At 38.3% G+C, this 18610-nt stretch carries 34 protein-coding genes and 1 tRNA gene; 34 read left to right on the top strand and 1 reads right to left on the bottom strand.

What is annotated here, in order from left to right; all coding sequences use genetic code 11:
- Positions 1–369: 369 nt before the first annotated feature.
- From rplC to rplI, 34 genes are all read left to right on the top strand, one after another.
- Positions 370–1014, top strand: a complete 645-nt coding sequence (rplC, locus tag M1V25_RS06075; protein WP_116963796.1) for a 50S ribosomal protein L3 — start codon at positions 370–372, stop codon at positions 1012–1014.
- Positions 1015–1028: 14 nt separating this feature from the next.
- Positions 1029–1652 (top strand): 50S ribosomal protein L4, encoded by a 624-nt coding sequence (gene rplD, locus M1V25_RS06070; RefSeq protein ID WP_116963797.1) that lies wholly within the window; start codon positions 1029–1031, stop codon positions 1650–1652.
- Positions 1649–1945, top strand: a complete 297-nt coding sequence (gene rplW / locus M1V25_RS06065; protein WP_116963798.1) for a 50S ribosomal protein L23 — start codon at positions 1649–1651, stop codon at positions 1943–1945. Before rplD ends, rplW begins: the two co-directional genes overlap by 4 nt.
- Positions 1946–1966: 21 nt before the next feature.
- Entirely contained in the window at positions 1967–2788 is an 822-nt protein-coding gene (rplB, locus tag M1V25_RS06060; RefSeq protein WP_116963799.1) for a 50S ribosomal protein L2, read from the top strand.
- Positions 2789–2804: 16 nt separating this feature from the next.
- Positions 2805–3083, top strand: a complete 279-nt coding sequence (rpsS, locus tag M1V25_RS06055) for a 30S ribosomal protein S19 (protein ID WP_116963800.1) — start codon at positions 2805–2807, stop codon at positions 3081–3083.
- A gap of 12 nt (positions 3084–3095) precedes the next feature.
- Positions 3096–3431: a 50S ribosomal protein L22 gene (gene rplV, locus M1V25_RS06050; RefSeq protein ID WP_116963801.1), complete on the top strand. Its 336-nt coding sequence runs from the start codon at positions 3096–3098 to the stop codon at positions 3429–3431.
- Positions 3432–3441: 10 nt separating this feature from the next.
- Positions 3442–4137 (top strand): 30S ribosomal protein S3, encoded by a 696-nt coding sequence (gene rpsC, locus M1V25_RS06045; RefSeq protein WP_116963802.1) that lies wholly within the window; start codon positions 3442–3444, stop codon positions 4135–4137.
- A complete protein-coding gene (rplP, locus tag M1V25_RS06040) occupies positions 4137–4550 on the top strand; it encodes a 50S ribosomal protein L16 (RefSeq protein ID WP_116963803.1) in 414 nt (137 codons plus the stop codon). Before rpsC ends, rplP begins: the two co-directional genes overlap by 1 nt.
- The gene (rpmC, locus tag M1V25_RS06035) at positions 4550–4759 is read left to right on the top strand and encodes a 50S ribosomal protein L29 (RefSeq protein WP_116963804.1); all 210 of its coding nucleotides are present in this window, start codon (positions 4550–4552) and stop codon (positions 4757–4759) included. Before rplP ends, rpmC begins: the two co-directional genes overlap by 1 nt.
- A 2-nt stretch (positions 4760–4761) precedes the next feature.
- The gene (gene rpsQ / locus M1V25_RS06030; protein ID WP_116963805.1) at positions 4762–5013 is read left to right on the top strand and encodes a 30S ribosomal protein S17; all 252 of its coding nucleotides are present in this window, start codon (positions 4762–4764) and stop codon (positions 5011–5013) included.
- A 163-nt stretch (positions 5014–5176) separates the two neighbouring features.
- Positions 5177–5545 carry a 50S ribosomal protein L14 gene (rplN, locus tag M1V25_RS06025; RefSeq protein ID WP_116963806.1) on the top strand — a complete coding sequence of 123 codons (369 nt, stop codon included), beginning with the start codon at positions 5177–5179 and terminating at the stop codon, positions 5543–5545.
- Positions 5546–5562: 17 nt separating this feature from the next.
- Complete coding sequence (gene rplX / locus M1V25_RS06020; protein ID WP_116963807.1) at positions 5563–5886, top strand: 50S ribosomal protein L24; 324 nt, start codon at positions 5563–5565, stop codon at positions 5884–5886.
- Between the two features lie 10 nt (positions 5887–5896).
- On the top strand, positions 5897–6436 hold the full coding sequence (rplE, locus tag M1V25_RS06015; RefSeq protein ID WP_116963808.1) for a 50S ribosomal protein L5: 540 nt from the start codon (positions 5897–5899) through the stop codon (positions 6434–6436).
- A 14-nt stretch (positions 6437–6450) separates the two neighbouring features.
- Positions 6451–6756 carry a 30S ribosomal protein S14 gene (rpsN, locus tag M1V25_RS06010; RefSeq protein WP_116963809.1) on the top strand — a complete coding sequence of 102 codons (306 nt, stop codon included), beginning with the start codon at positions 6451–6453 and terminating at the stop codon, positions 6754–6756.
- 17 nt (positions 6757–6773) lie between these two features.
- Positions 6774–7166, top strand: a complete 393-nt coding sequence (rpsH, locus tag M1V25_RS06005; protein WP_116963810.1) for a 30S ribosomal protein S8 — start codon at positions 6774–6776, stop codon at positions 7164–7166.
- A 15-nt stretch (positions 7167–7181) separates the two neighbouring features.
- Complete coding sequence (gene rplF, locus M1V25_RS06000; protein ID WP_116963811.1) at positions 7182–7718, top strand: 50S ribosomal protein L6; 537 nt, start codon at positions 7182–7184, stop codon at positions 7716–7718.
- Between the two features lie 14 nt (positions 7719–7732).
- A complete protein-coding gene (gene rplR / locus M1V25_RS05995; RefSeq protein WP_116963812.1) occupies positions 7733–8086 on the top strand; it encodes a 50S ribosomal protein L18 in 354 nt (117 codons plus the stop codon).
- Between the two features lie 16 nt (positions 8087–8102).
- Entirely contained in the window at positions 8103–8603 is a 501-nt protein-coding gene (gene rpsE / locus M1V25_RS05990) for a 30S ribosomal protein S5 (RefSeq protein WP_116963813.1), read from the top strand.
- Between the two features lie 5 nt (positions 8604–8608).
- The gene (gene rpmD, locus M1V25_RS05985) at positions 8609–8794 is read left to right on the top strand and encodes a 50S ribosomal protein L30 (RefSeq protein ID WP_116963814.1); all 186 of its coding nucleotides are present in this window, start codon (positions 8609–8611) and stop codon (positions 8792–8794) included.
- Between the two features lie 5 nt (positions 8795–8799).
- The gene (gene rplO, locus M1V25_RS05980) at positions 8800–9231 is read left to right on the top strand and encodes a 50S ribosomal protein L15 (protein ID WP_116963815.1); all 432 of its coding nucleotides are present in this window, start codon (positions 8800–8802) and stop codon (positions 9229–9231) included.
- Positions 9232–9238: 7 nt separating this feature from the next.
- Entirely contained in the window at positions 9239–10570 is a 1332-nt protein-coding gene (gene secY / locus M1V25_RS05975) for a preprotein translocase subunit SecY (protein ID WP_116963816.1), read from the top strand.
- Positions 10571–10594: 24 nt separating this feature from the next.
- A complete protein-coding gene (rpmJ, locus tag M1V25_RS05970) occupies positions 10595–10708 on the top strand; it encodes a 50S ribosomal protein L36 (RefSeq protein WP_003017816.1) in 114 nt (37 codons plus the stop codon).
- A gap of 110 nt (positions 10709–10818) precedes the next feature.
- Positions 10819–11175, top strand: a complete 357-nt coding sequence (gene rpsM, locus M1V25_RS05965; RefSeq protein WP_116963817.1) for a 30S ribosomal protein S13 — start codon at positions 10819–10821, stop codon at positions 11173–11175.
- A 35-nt stretch (positions 11176–11210) separates the two neighbouring features.
- Positions 11211–11597 carry a 30S ribosomal protein S11 gene (rpsK, locus tag M1V25_RS05960; protein ID WP_116963818.1) on the top strand — a complete coding sequence of 129 codons (387 nt, stop codon included), beginning with the start codon at positions 11211–11213 and terminating at the stop codon, positions 11595–11597.
- A gap of 17 nt (positions 11598–11614) precedes the next feature.
- Positions 11615–12235 (top strand): 30S ribosomal protein S4, encoded by a 621-nt coding sequence (gene rpsD / locus M1V25_RS05955; RefSeq protein ID WP_116963819.1) that lies wholly within the window; start codon positions 11615–11617, stop codon positions 12233–12235.
- Between the two features lie 21 nt (positions 12236–12256).
- A complete protein-coding gene (locus M1V25_RS05950; RefSeq protein WP_116963820.1) occupies positions 12257–13234 on the top strand; it encodes a DNA-directed RNA polymerase subunit alpha in 978 nt (325 codons plus the stop codon).
- Positions 13235–13261: 27 nt separating this feature from the next.
- On the top strand, positions 13262–13705 hold the full coding sequence (gene rplQ, locus M1V25_RS05945) for a 50S ribosomal protein L17 (protein WP_498842713.1): 444 nt from the start codon (positions 13262–13264) through the stop codon (positions 13703–13705).
- 128 nt (positions 13706–13833) lie between these two features.
- Entirely contained in the window at positions 13834–14733 is a 900-nt protein-coding gene (locus tag M1V25_RS05940; protein WP_498842712.1) for a TIGR01777 family oxidoreductase, read from the top strand.
- A gap of 93 nt (positions 14734–14826) precedes the next feature.
- Positions 14827–15816, top strand: coding sequence for a ferrochelatase (gene hemH / locus M1V25_RS05935; protein ID WP_498842711.1), 990 nt, complete (start codon positions 14827–14829; stop codon positions 15814–15816).
- Between the two features lie 46 nt (positions 15817–15862).
- Positions 15863–16075 (top strand): DNA-directed RNA polymerase subunit omega, encoded by a 213-nt coding sequence (gene rpoZ, locus M1V25_RS05930; RefSeq protein WP_116963824.1) that lies wholly within the window; start codon positions 15863–15865, stop codon positions 16073–16075.
- A 69-nt stretch (positions 16076–16144) separates the two neighbouring features.
- Positions 16145–16220: transfer RNA gene (locus M1V25_RS05925), tRNA-Val, on the top strand.
- A 173-nt stretch (positions 16221–16393) separates the two neighbouring features.
- Entirely contained in the window at positions 16394–16750 is a 357-nt protein-coding gene (gene rpsF / locus M1V25_RS05920; RefSeq protein WP_116963825.1) for a 30S ribosomal protein S6, read from the top strand.
- Positions 16751–16760: 10 nt separating this feature from the next.
- Entirely contained in the window at positions 16761–16988 is a 228-nt protein-coding gene (gene rpsR / locus M1V25_RS05915) for a 30S ribosomal protein S18 (RefSeq protein WP_116963826.1), read from the top strand.
- Positions 16989–17011: 23 nt separating this feature from the next.
- Positions 17012–17461, top strand: coding sequence for a 50S ribosomal protein L9 (rplI, locus tag M1V25_RS05910; protein WP_116963827.1), 450 nt, complete (start codon positions 17012–17014; stop codon positions 17459–17461).
- 57 nt (positions 17462–17518) lie between these two features.
- Here the strand turns inward: rplI and adk are convergent, their stop codons facing one another.
- A complete protein-coding gene (gene adk, locus M1V25_RS05905; protein ID WP_498842710.1) occupies positions 17519–18190 on the bottom strand; it encodes an adenylate kinase in 672 nt (223 codons plus the stop codon).
- Positions 18191–18610: the final 420 nt, after the last annotated feature.

Below are 18610 nucleotides of genomic sequence, written 5' to 3'. Positions count from 1 at the left end.
GTACAACTGTTGATGTTTGAATCAGTTTGCGTTAGAATGCGCTACCATTTAACTGTGTCAAAGCCTTAAAGATGTTGTTGTAATGTGGGTGGCTCCTTGTTAATTAGGAGGTTACTCTTTTATTGGCGCATGTTTTAAGGTAAATTTTGAGCTGTTTTATATGGCGTTTGTAATAAATGTCATATAAAACAGTTCACTTTTTTGTGAGTTGTGTCTTTGCATTTGCCTAAATTGCAAAGAACTTGCTAAAGCATATTTTTTGTTAAAAGTAATTGCTTTAGTTGAGCTGCATGAGTTTTGTGCAGATTAAAAGCGTTTCACGGTCAATTGTAATCGTGAAAGTAAATAATAATAAAGTGAGGATAAAAGATGTCTTTAGGTATCGTAGGTCGCAAATGCGGCATGACTCGTGTATTCACTGAAGATGGCACATCTATCCCTGTAACAGTTATTCATGTGGAGCCAAATACGGTAACGCAAGTAAAAACTACTAAAACAGATGGATATAGTTCTATTCAGGTGACAACAGGTGTTAAAAAGCGCTCTCGCGTAACTAAACCAGAAGCGGGTCATTTTGCTAAGGCAAATGTTGAGCCAGGTCGTGGTTTGTGGGAGTTTTGTCTAGGTGCTGAGCAAGTTATCGAATTTGAAGCTGGTAAAACAATTGACGTTTCAATGTTTGAGGCTGGTCAAAAAGTAGATGTGACAGGCACATCAAAAGGTAAAGGTTTCCAAGGTGGTGTTAAGCGTCATAATTTCAGAACGCAAGATGCAACTCATGGTAACTCTCTTTCGCATCGTGTACCTGGTTCAACAGGTCAAAACCAAACACCAGGCCGTGTTTTCAAGAACAAGAAAATGGCTGGTCACTTAGGTAATGTTAAAACCACTATTCAAACTCTTGAAGTCGTTAAAGTAGATGTTGAAAATGGTTTATTGCTGCTAAAAGGTGGCATCCCAGGCGCAACAGGCGGTGATGTTATTGTAACACCTGCTATTAAAGTTAAAGCTTAAGAGGGAGAAGTTACGTGGATTTAAATATTAAAACATTAGCGGGCGACAATCATTCGGTATTGAATGTTGCAGATAGCGTGTTCTCTAGAGACTATAACGAAGCGCTCATTCATCAAGTTGTTGTTGCCTATATGGCAGGTAGTCGTCAAGGTACAAAAGCGCAAAAAACACGTGCCGAGGTTTCAGGTGGTGGCTCTAAGCCTTGGAGACAAAAAGGTACAGGGCGTGCTCGTGCGGGGACAATTCGTTCACCTTTATGGCGTAAGGGCGGTGTGATATTCGCTGCTAAACCAAGAAATTATGAGCAAAAAGTCAACCGTAAGATGTATCGAGCTGCCATTCAATCTATTTTATCTGAGCTGTTAAGAGCGGAGCGTTTGTTAGTGATTGAAGGCTTTAAAGTTGAGACGCCAAAAACAAAAGAATTTGTTCAAGCTTTAAAACAATTAGATATAAAAGAAGCATTAATCGTTGTAAGTCCTGAAGAGTTTACCGAAGAGCTTTATCTAGCTTCAAGAAACATTAAAAACGTAGCCGTTGTTGATTCACAAGAAATCAATCCAGTTGCTTTAATGTGTTTTGATAAAGTAATTATGACTCAAGAAGCAGTTAAGCAAGTTGAGGAGCGTTTAGTATGAATCAAGAAAGATTGCTTAAAGTGTTGCTAAGTCCGCATGTGACTAATAAGGCATATGAGGTAGCTGAGCGCTCTTCTTATGTTGTATTTAAAGTCGCAACTAATGCAACTAAAATAGAAATTAAAAAAGCGGTTGAAATGCTTTTTGAAGTAAAAGTTGAAGATGTGAAAACTGTCAACGTGAAAGGTAAAGCGCGCCGTTTTGGTCGTATTGAAGGTAGAACTAAGGACTGGAAGAAAGCTTATATTAGACTTGCTGAAGGTCATGACATCAATTTTATTGGTGCTGAATAAGTTAGAGGTGAGGATAAATAAATGAAAGTAGTTAAAGCAAAACCAACCTCTCCTGGTCGTCGCTTTGTTATTCAGGTTAAAAACCCTGACTTATACAAAGGTAAACCTTTTGCTGGATTAGTTGAGAAAAAATCTAAAAACTCAGGTCGTAATAACCAGGGTCGTATTACAGTTCGTCACCAAGGTGGTGGTCACAAGCAAAATTACCGCGTTATTGACTTTAAACGAGTCAAAGATGATATTCCTGCTAAAGTTGAGCGTATCGAATATGATCCTAACCGTACAGCATACATTGCCTTGGTGTTGTATAAAGACGGAGAAAGAAGATACATGATTGCACCAAAGGGTTTGGTTGAAGGTATGGAGGTAATATCTGGTGAGCATGTCTCGATCAAACCAGGTAACTGTATGCCAATTCGTAACATTCCTTTGGGTGCGGTTGTTCACAACGTTGAGTTGAAGCCAGGTAAAGGTGCTCAATTAGCACGTTCAGCGGGAGCTTCAATGCAAATCGTTGGTAAAGACAATGCTTATGCGATCGTGCGCTTGCGTTCAGGTGAGATGCGCAAAGTGTTGTTAAGTTGTCGTGCAGTAATTGGTACAGTGTCTAATTCTGAGCACAACTTAAGATCAATCGGTAAAGCTGGAGCAAATCGTTGGCGTGGTATTCGCCCGACCGTACGTGGTGTTGCAATGAACCCTGTTGATCACCCACATGGTGGTGGTGAGGGTCGTACATCTGCTGGGCGTCATCCTGTGACGCCGTGGGGTGTGAAGACTAAGGGTAAAAAGACACGTACAAACAAGCGCTCCAATAAGCTGATTGTACAAAGACGTAAATAATTAAAGGGAGAATATTGTGGCTCGTTCATTAAAGAAAGGACCTTTTGTTGATCATCACTTATTAAAGAAAGTGTTTGATGCGCAAGAGGCTAATTCAAAAAAGCCAATTAAAACTTGGTCGAGAAGATCCATGATTGTGCCGGATATGATTGGTTTAACAATTGCTGTGCATAATGGGCATCAACATGTGCCAGTGCTTGTCACTGAAAACATGATTGGACACAAGTTAGGCGAATTTGCTGTGACTCGTAATTACCGAGGTCACGCAGCAGATAAAAAAGCTAAGAAAAAATAATTGAGGTTTTCAATGGAAGTTCAAGCTAAATTAAAACATGCGCGAATTTCAGCTCAAAAAGCGCGTTTGGTTGCTGATCAAATTCGCGGTTTGCCAGTTGAAAAAGCGTTAAATCTTCTTTCTTTTAGCAATAAAAAAGCTGCTAGTCTGATCAAAGGTGTCTTAACGTCTGCTATCGCTAACGCTGAGCATAATGATGGGTTGGATATTGACGAATTGTATGTTTCTACAGTTCATGTCGATGAAGGTCCAACTATGAAACGTTTTGAAGCTCGCGCTAAAGGTCGTGGTAATCGTATTTTAAAACGCACTTCTCACGTAACCGTGAAAGTAGCAGAAAAAAATTAAGGGGCACTAAATGGGTCAGAAGGTACATCCTACCGGTATACGCTTAGGTTTTATCAAAGACTGGCGTTCAGTATGGTATGCAGGTTCCAAGGACTATGCAGATAAGTTAAACACAGATATCGAAGTGCGTACTTATCTTCATAAGAAATTGGAAAATGCTTCCGTTAGTCGTATTAAGATCGAAAGACCAGCGCAAAATGCTAAGGTCACTATTTTCACTGCGCGTCCTGGTATCGTGATTGGTAAAAAAGGTGAAGATGTAGAAATATTGCGTAATGAATTAACTAAAAAAATGGGTATTCCCGTTCAAATCAATATTGAAGAAGTTCGTAAGCCTGAACTAGATGCGCAGTTAGTTGCAGATGGCATTTCACAACAGCTTGAGAAGCGTGTAATGTTTCGTCGTGCGATGAAGCGTGCGATTCAAACAGCGATGAAAATGGGTGCTGAGGGGATTAAGGTATCGATTGCTGGTCGCTTGGGTGGTGCTGAGATTGCACGCACTGAGTGGGCAAAAGAAGGTCGTATTCCACTTCATACTTTCCGTGCTGATATTGATTATGCAACATCTGAGGCTTTAACAACTTATGGTATTCTAGGTGTTAAAGTGTGGATATTCAAAGGCGAAATTCTTCCTGGTCAAGAGCGTAAGCCTGAAGCAGAAGATAAAGCGCCTAAAAAAGCAAAAAGAAGAGGGGCTAAATAATGTTACAGCCTAAGCGTACTAAATTCCGTAAACAGCAAAAGTTACGTAATCGTGGTCTTGCTCTGCGTGGTAATAAAGTAAGTTTTGGTGATTTCGGTTTACAAGCGATTGGTCGTGGTCGCTTAACTGCTCGCCAAATTGAAGCCGGTCGTCGTGCAATTAATCGCCACGTACGCCGTGGTGGTAAGGTTTGGATCCGTGTATTCCCAGATAAACCAATTACTGAAAAACCATTAGAAGTTCGTATGGGTAAAGGTAAAGGTAACGTTGAGTACTGGGTGGCCCAAATTCAGCCAGGAAAAATGCTTTATGAAATCCAAGGTGTGAGTGAAGAAATCGCAAGAGCTGCGTTTGCGCGTGCTGCTGCTAAACTTCCAATTGCAACCACATTCACAGAAAAGACGGTGATGTAATGAAGGCAAGTGAAAAAATTAAAGAATTGAAAGCAAAGTCTGCTCAAGAGCTAAAAGCGCAAAAAATTGATTTGTTAAAAGAACAGTTTAATTTGCGTATGCAAAAGGGCGCTGGGCAGTTAACGAAAAATCATATATTCAAAAACATTCGTCGTGATATTGCTCGTATTAATACAATTTTGTCTGAAAAACAAAAAGTAGGTGCTTAGAAATGAGTGATAAAATTAGAACGTTACTTGGAAGAGTAACCAGCGACAAAATGGACAAAACTATCACGGTTGTAGTTGATCGTAAAGTTAAGCATCCATTATATGGTAAGTTTGTCACTAAGACGACTAAGTATCATGCGCATGATGAAGGTAATGAGTGTAAAGAAGGCGATACAGTAGAAATTACTGAAACAAGACCTTACTCAAAGACTAAAAAGTGGCGTTTGGTTTCAATCGTAGAGCGTGCAAAATAAGGAAATTTGCATTTTATGTGCAGATTTCTTTCGTTGTGAAAAGCGCGAAATGTGTGTTAAAGCAAAGTTAGAAACTGCTTAAATTGCATTTTTGATTTTTGTTGTTATAATAGTGCGTCTTTTTGACGCCACTACTTAGAAATTGACGTAAGTGAGGTATAAAATGATTCAGATGCAAACTGAACTTCAAGTTGCTGATAATAGTGGCGCTCGTCGGGTAGAATGTATCAAAGTGTTGGGTGGCTCCCATCGTAGATACGCAAGTATAGGTGATGTGATTAAAGTTTCTGTTAAAGAAGCTAACCCACGCGGTAAGGTGAAAAAGGGTAGTGTTTACAGTGCAGTAGTGGTTAGAACAGCTAAAGGTGTTCGTCGCCGTGATGGATCTGTTTTGCGCTTTGATGGTAATGCAGTTGTTCTTTTGAATAACCAAAACCAACCGATTGGCACACGTATATTTGGTCCTGTGACACGCGAGCTACGTAGTGAAAAGTTTATGAAAATTGTTTCACTTGCCCCAGAAGTGTTATAAGTTGGAGTATAACAGTAATGAATAGACTGAAGAAAGGCGATGATGTAATCATTATTGCTGGTAAAGACAAAGGTCGTAGAGGAACGATAGTTACTGTGCTTTCTGATGAAGATCGCGTAGTAGTGGAAGGTGTGAATCTAGTAAAACGTCATGTGAAGCCTAATCCAAATAGAGGGGTTGAGGGTGGCATCGTTGAGAAAGAAGCATCTATCCACGCATCTAATGTTGCTTTATATAACCCTGCTACAAAGAAAGCTGACCGTGTTGGTATTAAATTTGTGGAAGATGGTAAGAAAAAGGTTCGCTATTTCAAGTCAAATGGCGAATTAGTAGATCTATAGGTAGTAAAATATGGCAAGGCTAAAAGCTTTCTATCAAGAAAAAGTAGTTGCACAGCTTAAGAATGAGCTTGGTATTGCTAATGTGATGGAGATTCCACGCATTACCAAAATCACGCTAAATATGGGTGTTGGTGAAGCTGCAAAAGATAAAAAAGCGATCGAGAATGCAGTTAAGGATCTAGAAGCAATCGCAGGTCAAAAAGCAGTGATTACTAAAACTAGAAAATCGATTGCAGGCTTTAAGATTCGTGATGGTTGGCCAATTGGTTGCAAAGTGACTTTACGTGGTAACCGTATGTATGAATTTTTAGATCGTTTGATTACAATTGCAATCCCTCGTATCCGTGACTTTCGTGGTTTGAATCCTAAATCGTTTGATGGTCGTGGTAACTATAGCATGGGTATGCGTGAGCAAATTGCTTTTCCTGAAATCGAATATGATAAAGTTGATAGTATTCGTGGTTTAGATATCACTATTACAACAACTGCAAAAAATGACGAGCAAGGCAAAGCATTGTTAAACGCATTTAACTTCCCATTGAAATCTTAAGGAGTTACTAGACAATGGCAAAACTTGGAATGATCCAAAGAGAATTGAAAAGACAGAGGTTGGTTGAAAAGTATGCTCAAAAAAGAGTTGAGCTTAAAGCAATTATTTTAAGCTCAACTGCCTCTGATGATCAAAAATGGGATGCACAAATTAAATTGCAAAAACTTCCAGTTAACTCATCGCCTTCACGCCTTCAGACACGTTGTCGTATTACAGGCAGAGCACATGCTGTATACAAGAAATTTGGGCTATGTCGTAATAAATTGCGTGAACACGCAATGGTTGGTGATGTTCCTGGCTTGAAAAAAGCTAGTTGGTAATAGAAGGATTAATTTTTATGAGTATGCAAGATCCTATTGCAGATATGTTAACAAGAATTAGAAATGGTTTGTCTGCACATAAGACAACGGTTTCTATGCCTTTGTCTAATAAGAAGAAGGCTATTGCTGATCTTCTTGTAAGTGAAGGTTATATCGAAAATGTTAATGTGTCAGAAGAGAATAATGGCACACTAAATATTGAACTTAAGTATCATCAAGGTCAACCTGTGATTGAAATGCTAAAACGTATAAGTCGCCCTGGCCTTCGTATATACAAAACGGCTGCTGAACTTCCAAAAATATATGGTGGTTTCGGTGTGGCAGTGATTTCTACTTCTCGTGGCTTAATGAGCGATAGACAAGCACGCGCTCAAGGTGTTGGCGGTGAAGTGATTTGCTACGTAGCATAAAGCAGGAGATATTCGATGTCTAGAATTGGTAAAAAGCCTGTTGCTATTCCTAGTGGTGTAACGGTTGCAGTGGCAAGAGATAATTTTGTGACTGTAAAAGGTGCTAAAGGCGAGTTAGTTAAAAAAATTAATAATGCGGTAACAATTGAAGTTGCAGATAAGGTGGTTAACGTTAAAGCGAATGACGACTCTAAAAGTGCAAACATGCAATCAGGTACAGCGCGCGCCTTGATTAACAATATGATTGTTGGTGTGAGCCAAGGCTTCGAGAGGAAATTACAATTGGTTGGTGTGGGATACCGTGCTAAAGCCCAAGGTAATAGTGTCAACTTAACGCTTGGCTTTTCCCATCCGGTTGATCACGAATTACCTAAAGGTGTAACAGTTGAGACGCCTTCTCAAACTGAAATTGTTTTGAAGAGTGCAAATAAAGAGCTACTTGGTAAAGTTGCAGCAGACATTCGTTCATATCGTGAACCTGAGGTTTATAAAGGCAAAGGTGTTCGTTATGCGAATGAAAAAGTCATAACCAAAGAAGCTAAGAAAAAATAAGTGAGTAGAGAGCTATGGATAAAAAAAATGCTCGTTTACGTCGTGCGAAGCGTACGCGAATCAAACTAAAAGAACTAAATCAAGTTCGTCTATGTATACATAGGACTCCAAGACATATGTATGCACAAATTATTTCTGGTGATGGTTCACAGGTTTTGGTGCAGGCGTCAACACTTGAGGAAGCTGTGAAAAAAGATTGTGCTTATACTGGTAACGTTGCTTCTGCAACGGTTGTTGGTAAATTCATTGCACAGCGCGCTATTGAAAAAGGTATTGAGCAAATTGCTTTTGACCGTTCAGGTTTTAGATATCATGGGCGTGTTAAAGCATTGGCTGATTCAGCTAGAGAAAATGGTTTGAAATTTTAATTAAAGGCGACTGATAATGGCAGATAATATGCAAAAAACTGACGGCTTGATTGAAAAGTTAGTCAGTGTTAAAAGACATGCCAAAACAGTAAAAGGTGGTAGAATCATGAGCTTTGCTGCCTTAGTTGTTGTTGGTGATGGAAGTGGTCGAGTGGGTATTGGGCGTGGTAAGTCCCGTGAAGTACCGGTTGCTATTCAAAAAGCGATGGAAAATGCGCGTCGTAATATGGTAACAGTGAACTTAAATGGTGATACACTATGGTATCCAACAACTGCAAGTCATGGTGCTTCTAAAGTATTTATGCAGCCAGCTTCCCCTGGTACAGGTATCATTGCAGGAGGAGCTATGCGTGCAGTATTTGAAGTAGTGGGTGTTCATAACGTTTTAGCTAAAACCTATGGTTCAACCAACCCAATTAACGTTGTTCGTGCAACAATCAATGGTATGACTAAGCTTAAATCTCCAGAAGAGATTGCTGAAAAGCGTGGTTTGTCTATTGAAGAAATTCAAGGGTAAGGACTATGACTGATAACAAAACATTTAAAGTAACCCTTATTAAAAGCTTAATAGGTCGTCACGAAAAGCACAAGGCATGTGCAAACGGCTTGGGTTTACGTAAAGTTCACCAATCTGTAGAAGTGATTGATACACTTGCTAATCGTGGCATGGCGAATAAAATCTACTACATGGTGAAAATAGAGGGGTGATTTCAATGAGATTAAATACGATTTCTCCAGCTGAAGGTTCAAAATCTGCAGCTAAACGCCTTGGTCGTGGAATTGGCAGTGGTTTTGGTAAGACTGCTGGTCGTGGTCACAAAGGTCAAAAAGCACGCGCTGGTGGCTACCATAAAGTTGGTTTTGAAGGTGGTCAGATGCCACTTCAAAGACGATTGCCTAAGTTTGGTTTTACTTCACGTAAGGCAAAATACGTTGCTGAAATTAGGTTACATGAATTAAATGCAATTGAAGCAGATGTAATTAATTTGGATGCGTTAAAAGACGCAGGTATAGTTCGTAAGGATATGCTTGCAGCACGTATTATTGCAAGTGGTGAAATCAACAAGGCAGTAACCATTAATGGTCTACACTGTACTAAAGGTGCGAAGGCTGCTATTGAAACAGCTGGTGGAAAGGTAGAGTAATATTGCTATGGCAACAAAAAATCTTAAAAGAGGTGGTGGTCTTCGCGAATTAAGACAACGCCTTCTTTTTGTCTTATTAGGCATTATTGTCTTTAGACTAGGTGTCTATATCCCTATTCCGTACATTGATGCAGATCAGCTGGCTAAGCTTATGTCAGCACAATCAGCAGGTGGTAATGGCTTACTGAGTATGTTTAATATGTTCTCAGGTGGTGCGCTTGAAAAGTTGAGTATATTCGCGTTGGGTGTAATGCCCTATATTTCTGCATCGATTATCTTCCAAATGATGAGTGCTGTATCGCCAAAGTTGATGGAGCTTAAAAAGGAAGGCGAGTCGGGACAAAAGAAAATAACGCAATATACCAGATATGCAACTTTTGTTTTGGCGCTAATACAGTCATTTGGTATTGCAGTGTATACTTTTAATCAGCCTGGATTAGTGGATATTGATTCAAGATTTTTGTTCTATTTTGCTGCTATTGTCTCAATGACTACAGGTAGTATGTTCTTGATGTGGTTGGGTGAACAGATGACTGAGCGAGGAATTGGTAATGGTATTTCATTACTGATTTTCTCAGGGATCGTTGCCAATTTACCATTTGAGGTGAGTACAACAATTTCACAAGCAAACCAAGGAATGATTTCGTACCTGACTGTTTGGGTGTTGTTAATTATTTTGTTGGCTGTTGTTGCTTTTGTCGTGTTTGTGGAACGTGCGCAGCGTCGTATTACGGTAAATTATGCTAAACGTCAGCAAGGTCGTAAAATGATGGCGCCACAAACAAGTCATTTACCATTAAAACTAAATATGGCAGGTGTGATCCCACCAATTTTTGCTTCATCTATTTTGATGGTTCCTGGCATGCTTTCTAATTGGTTTGCTTCTTCACCATCATTGGGATGGTTAGCAGAAATAGGCGAAGCACTACAACCAGGTAGCTTGCTGTATACTTTAATTTTTGCAGCAGCGATTATATTTTTCTGCTTTTTTTATACAGCGCTTGTTTTTAATCCAAAAGAAACGGCAGATAACCTTAAAAGATCCGGTGCCTTTATTACTGGCGTGCGTCCAGGTGAGCAAACAGCAAAATACATTGATTCAGTGATGAGTAAATTGACTTTGATTGGTTCAATTTATATTACTGCAATTTGTTTGCTACCAATTTTCATTATGAATTTTTTTGGTCATGGGTTGTCATTTACATTTGGTGGAACTTCATTATTGATCGTGGTTGTGGTAATCATGGATTTTATGGCACAAGTTCAATCTCATATGATGTCAACGCAATATGATTCATTATTGAAAAAGGCAAATTTAAGTAATTACGGTAAATTATAGTTTTAACAAAAATGAGGTAATACAATGAAAGTCAGAGCTTCCGTAAAGAAGATGTGCAGAAACTGTAAAGTGATAAAGCGCAATCGTGTGGTTCGTGTGATTTGTACTGATCCAAGACATAAACAGCGTCAAGGTTAATAATTAAACATGGCGACTTGCTTTTTCAACTGAAAAAAGGTATCTTTGTCCGCCGTGAGAATTTTACTAACAATTTTAAGATATTAATAAAGTAAAACGGAGTATTGTGAATGGCTCGTATAGCTGGGATTAACGTTCCTGATCATAAACATGCTGATATTGCCTTAACAGCAATCTATGGTATTGGACGTCCGCGTGCACTTAAAATTTGTGCAGCATGCAACATTGAACCAAGCAAAAAAGTCAAAGACTTGACAGAAGAGCAGATCGAGTTATTGAGAACTGAGATTGCTAAGTTTACAGTAGAAGGTGATCTACGTCGTGAAGTATCAATGAACATTAAGCGTTTAATGGACTTAGGTACATATCGTGGTCGTAGACATCGTCGCAATCTGCCTGTAAGAGGTCAACGTACGAAGACAAATGCTCGTACACGCAAGGGACCAAGAAAGCCAATTAAGGCATAAGTACAATTATAACAAAACAAATAGGAATCGAACTTATGGCAAAAGCTGTAAAGCCTAAGAAAAAAGTCAAAAAGAGCGTGCCTGATGCAATTGCACACATTCATGCTTCTTTTAACAACACGATTATTACTATTACAGATCGTCAAGGTAATGCCTTATCTTGGGCAACTTCTGGCGGTAGTGGTTTTAGAGGTTCTCGTAAAAGTACACCTTTTGCAGCACAGGTTGCTGCTGAGCGTGCAGGTGAACTAGCGCTTGAATATGGTGTAAAAAATGTTGATGTATTGGTGAAGGGTCCGGGTCCTGGACGTGAATCTGCAGTACGTGCTTTAAACGCGAAAGGCTTTAAGGTAACAAGTATTACAGACGTAACACCATTACCACATAATGGTTGTCGTCCTCCGAAAAAACGTCGTGTGTAAGATTTAAGGTAAGTAAAATGGCTAGATACTTAGGACCTAAGTGTAAGCTTTCTCGTCGAGAAGGCACGGATCTTCAGCTAAAAAGCGGTGTGAGATCAATTGAAGAGAAATGCAAAATTAATACGCAACCTGGTCAGCATGGTGCAAAAAGAGCGCGTCTTTCTGATTATGGTTTGCAATTGCGTGAGAAACAAAAAGTGCGTCGTATTTATGGCATACTTGAGAACCAATTTAAAAAATATTATACAGAAGCAGCAAGGCGTAAAGGTAATACAGGTGCTAACTTGTTAGAGCTTTTAGAAGGTCGTTTGGATAACGTTGTTTATAGAATGGGCTTTGGATCAACGCGTGCAGAGGCACGTCAGTTGGTGACTCACAAAGGTGTTTTAGTAAATGGTAAGACTTGTAACATTCCTTCTTTTAATTTAAGCGCAGGTGATACGATTGCTGTGCGTGAAAAATCTAAGAAGCAACTGCGCATTCAAAGTGCGTTAGAGTTATCTAAGCAACGTGGATCTGTTTCTTGGATTGAAGTAAATGAAGCCAAGCTTGAAGGTGTATTTAAATCTAAACCTGAACGTGCTGAATTACCTGCAGACATCAACGAGCAACTTATCGTCGAGCTATATTCTAAATAATAGATAAACGGAGAGCAGTTAATGCATACTTGTCCAACTGAAGTTTACAAACCACAAATTAGCAGTATTACTGAAGTTAAGCGCAACTGCTTTAGCATTGTGCTTGAACCATTTGCTGTTGGTTTTGGTCATGTAATGGGGAATGCTCTCAGAAGAATTTTACTATCTTCCATTCCAGGTGCTGCTATTACTGAAGTTCAAATTGAAAGGGCTTTACATGAGTACTGCACACTGGAAGGTGTTCAAGAAGACGTTGTTGAGATTCTACTTAATTTAAAAAAGCTTGCTGTTAGTTTGGAAAATGACGTTGAAGAAGCCTATTTAACTCTGGAGAAAAAAGGATCTGCAAAAGTTACTGCTGCAGATTTAGGAGCAAGCGGTAATGTGGATGTGGCTGATCCTGATTATGTGATTGCGCATTTAAACGAAGGTGGACATATCAATATGTTGGTCAAAGTAGCGCAAGGTCGTGGATTTGTACCTTCAACGGTATATAGTCAATCACCTGAAGAAGAACTTTTGGTTGGTCACATCCCATTAGACGCTTCTTTTAATCCAGTGTTAGATGTTTCTTTTACTGTTAAGGCTTTAGATAACAGTAGTGAAAAGCTCGAAATTTTTATGCGTACTAAAGGTACGATTAAGCCAGAGGTGGCAATCGAGACGGCGATGACTTATTTCTATGAGCAAATTGCTGTTTTTGTAGATTTAAAAGCACCTTTGGGTCGTAAGATGACTCAGGATACGCCTGAAATCGACCCTTTACTACTTAGACCGGTTGAAGATTTGGAGTTAACGGTTAGATCAGCTAATTGCTTAAAAGCACAAAATATCCGCTATTTGGGTGATTTAGTGCAATTCCCTGAATCTGACTTAATGCGTATCCCTAATTTAGGGCGTAAGTCTTTGAATGAAATTAAATCTGTGCTGGCAGAACGTGGCCTTTCTTTGGGTGTTAGAATTGACAACTGGCCGCCAGAACAATTGAGTAATAAGTAATATAATTTTAACTAGAAGGAAATTACTATGCGTCATCGTAAGAGTGGTCGTAAGTTTAATAGAACAAGCAGCCATCGCAAAGCGATGTTTAGAAACATGTCAGCGTCTCTATTAAAGCACGAGCTGATTAAAACTACGCTTCCTAAAGCAAAAGAGCTAAGGGGTTTTGTTGAGCCTTTAATTACTCTAGCTAAGCGTGAAGTTGAATTGCGCAAGAGCGATATTGACCTGGACAGCAATGAGTTTAAAGCACAAGTTGTTGCTTTAAGACGTCAAGCGTTTAGCTTTTTGCGTAACAAAGAGGCAGTCAAAAAGTTGTTTGAAGAAATCGCTCAGCGTTATGAAGCACGTCCAGGTGGTTATACACGTGTGCTTAAGTGTGGTTATCGTTTTGGTGATAAGGCGCCAATGGCATTTATTGAGCTTGTTGATCGTCCTCAATCAGAAATTGAAAATTTTGTAGAAGCATAATCAATATAAGCTTACTAAAATATTAAGCCCACTTAAGTGGGCTTTTTTATTTCTAATTCTCTTGACATTGACTAAGTTCAGTCTCAGGCTTATTCAAATTATTTAGGTGTAATCATGAAGATAACTGGATGAAGAGAATATTAATTGCTGGTGGTTCAGGTTTTATTGGTAGAAATTTAGTACATCATCTAAAAAAAGAGGGTTATTCTGTAATACTTTTAAGTCGTACACCAAGGTTGATTAATGGGTATGATCAAGTGATAACTTGGGACGAAATTATACCTGAACAAATAGCGACATTTGATGTTGTGATTAATTTGTGTGGTTACGGCATCAGTGAAAAAAGGTGGTCACCACAAATTAAAAATAAGATTGTTAATAGTCGAGTTGAGACGACAGAATACTTAATTAAACTGATTGGGGATAATGATATATGGCTTATTAATGCCAGTGCAATTGGCTTTTACCCTTTTTCTTTTAAGCTCCAAAATGAAGATAATATTGAGGTATTATCAAAGCATAATACAGGCTTCTGTCAATATATTGCAAAGCAATGGGAGGCAGTAGTTATAGGTTCAAGACTAAGACGCAAGACTATCTTGCGCTTTGGAATAGTCTTGGGGAAAGGTGGTATGCTTAATCAGTTATTATCTAGTGTTAAAATGGGCATGGGTGCAAGAATTGGTGATGGTCAGCAGTTGATGTCTTGGGTGCATATCAATGACTTATGCCGTGCGCTGCTATTTTTACTAACGATAGATGCTGTTAATACAACTTTTAATATCGTCGCACCTAATGCCTGTACACAAGCTAAATTTATGCGAATACTTTGCCAAAAAATGAATAAGCGTCAATGGTTTGTTATCCCAAAATTTATGGTCAAACTCATGTTTGGACAAATGGGAAATGAGTTGCTATTAGCTTCGCATTGTATCGAACCTAAACGGTTACAAAATTTAGAATTTAAGTTTATATATCCAACCATTGAATTAGCATTAGAAAGTATTGTAAAAGAGACCCAAACTTAAACTCGAGAATTGGTTCAAATTGACTTAATTAGTTATCCTGTAAAATTTGCATTATTAATTGATACAGGAGAAAGAGAAGTAAGTAGGTGATATGTGAAAACAGTAACGTCACAATATAGAGAATATGATAAACACGCAGTCTTATTAGTTAATCTAGGCACTCCAGACTCGTACACAGTAAAAGACGTAAAACAGTATTTAAAACAATTCTTATCGGATAGACGAGTTATTGAATTAACCCCTTTAATTTGGCAATTGATTTTAAGATTATTAGTTCTGCCATTTCGTTCTCCTAAAACTGCAAAGCTTTATCAAAAAGTTTGGTTGAAAGAAAAAAACCTTTCACCGCTTATGTATTACACTCAAATGCAAACTAAGAGGCTAGCACAAGCAATAGATAACGATGTCATCGTTGACTTCGCCATGCGTTATGGTGAGCCTTCAATAGAAGCAAAAATCCATAGCTTACAAGCACAAGGCGTAACAACAATTAAAGTATTTCCTTTATACCCACAGTATTCTGCTACAACGACAGCTTCTGTTTATGACGAAGTGTTTCGTGTGCTCAAAAAAATGCGTAATCAGCCTAACATTATTGGAGTTAAACCATATTACGCTCATCCACAGTATATTGAGGCATTAAAAAAGAGTGTTTTAACCTATATACCTAAGCTTAATTTTGCCCCAGATATTATTTTATTCTCTTTTCATGGCATACCTAAACAATGCGTGGATAAGGGTGACCCCTACTATTGGCAGTGTCAAGAAACTTATCGTTTAGTTAAAAATGCGCTTTCTAATCTTAATATTGAGCTTAGGATGTCTTTTCAGTCGCGTTTTGGACCTAAAAAATGGTTAAGCCCTTATACAACAGATGTTTTAAAGATCCTTCCAACTGAAAATAAAAATAAAATTTTACTTGTTACTCCAGGGTTTGCGGCAGATTGTTTAGAAACATTAGAGGAGCTTAATGAAACCGAGCGTAAAACTTTTCTTCAGGCAGGGGGTACGCATTATGCAGTTATGCCATGCTTAAATGATAGTGATGAACATATGGAGTTGTTAAAAACCTTGGCAAAATAACAAAACTTTTATAGAATTGACCAGCTTTAAAACCTTGGAGAATGCTATGGCTCGTGTAACAGTAGAAGATTGTTTAGAAAAAATAGATAGCCGTTTTGAGTTGATTGTATTAGCAGCAAAAAGGGCACGTAATTTAATGTTAAGTGGTCAAGAACCGCGTGTCGAATGGGACAATGATAAAGCAACAGTTGTTGCTTTACGTGAAATTGCTGGTGGCAAGATATCTAAGTCAGAATTACGAGCACAGCAAGAATATTAGAAAGTTCAAAAATAATAATTTTAGTGATTGACTTTGTTTTTTTTGGCTCTATAATTTGGTTTCGTTCTCGGGTGCTTAGCTCAGCTGGGAGAGCATCGCCCTTACAAGGCGAGGGTCGGGGGTTCGAACCCCTCAGCACCCACCAGAGATTTTAAAAGGCTTCTAAGTGGAAGCCTTTTTTGTTTGCGTTATAAAGTGTATTTGCTTGTGTTTTGGGCACTTGTTTGTAACAATAACGCGACTCTTTGCTATTGTTTTATATTTAATAAAGCACTAGCTTATCGAGAGTAAGTACGATAAACCGAAAGGAGTAAAAATATGAAACATTATGAAATTGTGTTTATGGTTCATCCTGATCAAAGCGATCAGTTACAACAGATGTTGCAAAAATATCGTGAAATCATTGAGTCAACTGGCGGTAAGATTCATCGTCTAGAAGATTGGGGGCGTCGTCAACTTGCTTATCCAATTGCAAAACTTCATAAAGCACATTACATCTTGATGAATATTGAATGTAATACTGAAGCATTGAATGAGCTAAATGATTCATTTAGATATAATGATGCAATTCTTCGTCGTTTAGTTTTGAGTACTAAAGGTTCAATAATTGAACCCTCAGTGATGATGGCTAAAGATGAGAAAAAAGAAGTTAAAGAAACAGTTGATACTGAGTAAGGAGAGAACTATGCGTGTAAATCGTCGTCGTAAAGTGTGTCGTTTTAGTGTTGAAGGCGTAAAAGAAATCGATTACAAAGATTTAAACACTTTAAAAGGATATATTACGGAAACCGGTAAAATCGTTCCAAGTCGTATTACAGGTACTTCAACTAAGTATCAGCGCCAACTTGCTACTGCAATTAAAAGAGCAAGATTCTTGGCGTTAATTCCATACTGTGATCGTCACTTTAATTAATACCAGCTAAGAGGTCTTTCACAATGCAAGTTATTTTAAAGGAAAAAGTAGAAAACCTAGGTGCTTTGGGTGATGTGGTAAATGTTAAGCCTGGCTATGCGCGTAACTATTTAGTACCTTATGGTAAAGCGGTTCAAGCAACTGAGCAAAACATTGCTACATTTGAGAAGCAAAAAGCAGAATTGCAACAAGCAGAAGCTGTCCGTTTGGCAGATGCTAAAGCAAAAGCAGAAAAAATTATAGGTCAAGTGTTCACAATTGTTGCTCCTGCCGGAGATGGTGGTAAGCTATTTGGTTCGGTGGGTACGAAAGAAGTAGCTGAAGTGATCGCCAAAACCGTTGGTGTTGAAGTTGAGAAACGCCATGTGCGCATGCCAGAAGGTATTATTCGTTCGTTGGGTGAGTATAGTTTATTGGTTCATTTGCATACAGATGTAGATGCGGATATTCAGTTAATTATTAAAGCTGAATAAAAAAGATATATAAAACGCTTTTATTATTTAAGCCGCAATTTTGCGGCTTTTTTGTAGTTATTTATTCTTCTTTTCAGTCAAAATGGCAAAAATTTTATCTGTGATGATGTCTGCTGGTTGTTTGCCATCAATTTTTACGTAAGTAGTTTTTTTAGTGTTTATGTCATCAGGCTTAAAATTTTGATAATATGCAACCAATGGTGCAGTTTGTGCATGATAAACGTTTAAGCGTTTTTTCACTGTCTCTGCTTTATCATCTTCGCGTTGAATCAAGCATTCACCTGTCACGTCATCTTTGCCTTTAGTTTTTGGTGGATTGTTCTCAATGTGATAAGTGCGTCCAGATGGTTCATGAATTCTACGTCCTGAGATCCGTTTGATAATCAATTCGTCATCCAAACTGATTTCAATGATGTAATCGATGTTGATGCCAAGTTTTTTAAACGCTTCTGCTTGACCAATTGTGCGTGGAACACCATCAAGCATGAAACCATTTTTACAGTCGTTTTGAATTAGTCGCTCTTTAACAATTTGCATGATAAAATCATCCGAGACTAGCTCGCCTATATCTAGAATTTTCTTAAGTTTTACACCTATGTCAGAGCCAGATTTAATTGCAGCTCTTAACATGTCTCCAGTTGAAATTTGTGGAATGTGAAACTGGGCTTCTATGCGTTTTGCTTGCGTGCCTTTTCCCGCTCCTGGAGGTCCTAAAAGAATGATATTCATTTGTGTTCCTGATATTTTAAAATAAAGTAGTTTTATGATAAAAAAAATTAGGCATAATGCCTATTAAAGTCTGAGATTTTTTTGTCACATTGCTTATTTGGTTCCTAGCCTAGGTCGTAACCATTTGAAGATATTATGGAGTTGAAAATTCAAAAATTTTCCAACTTCGCGATGTAAATCACTTGATATAGCCATCAATTCAATTAAAGTTTCAATTTCCATATTCATCATAGCTTCACATCGTTAATTCATAATAAAGGGATTCTCACTTAATTAATAAAGAATTTTTGACAAAAACTATTGCAACAAAATTCAATAATTGATATGATTGATCGGAGTCATTATTAAGGTCACCCCCATACCTTAATGCTAAACACCCCTCCCTGCATGAAAAGGATTTACTCAACTAGCAAGGAAATG

The organism is Candidatus Nebulibacter yamunensis (assembly GCF_024208055.1).
GTDB lineage: Bacteria > Pseudomonadota > Gammaproteobacteria > Francisellales > Francisellaceae > Caedibacter > Caedibacter lacustris.
This window is presented reverse-complemented; position numbering and strand designations above follow the sequence as displayed.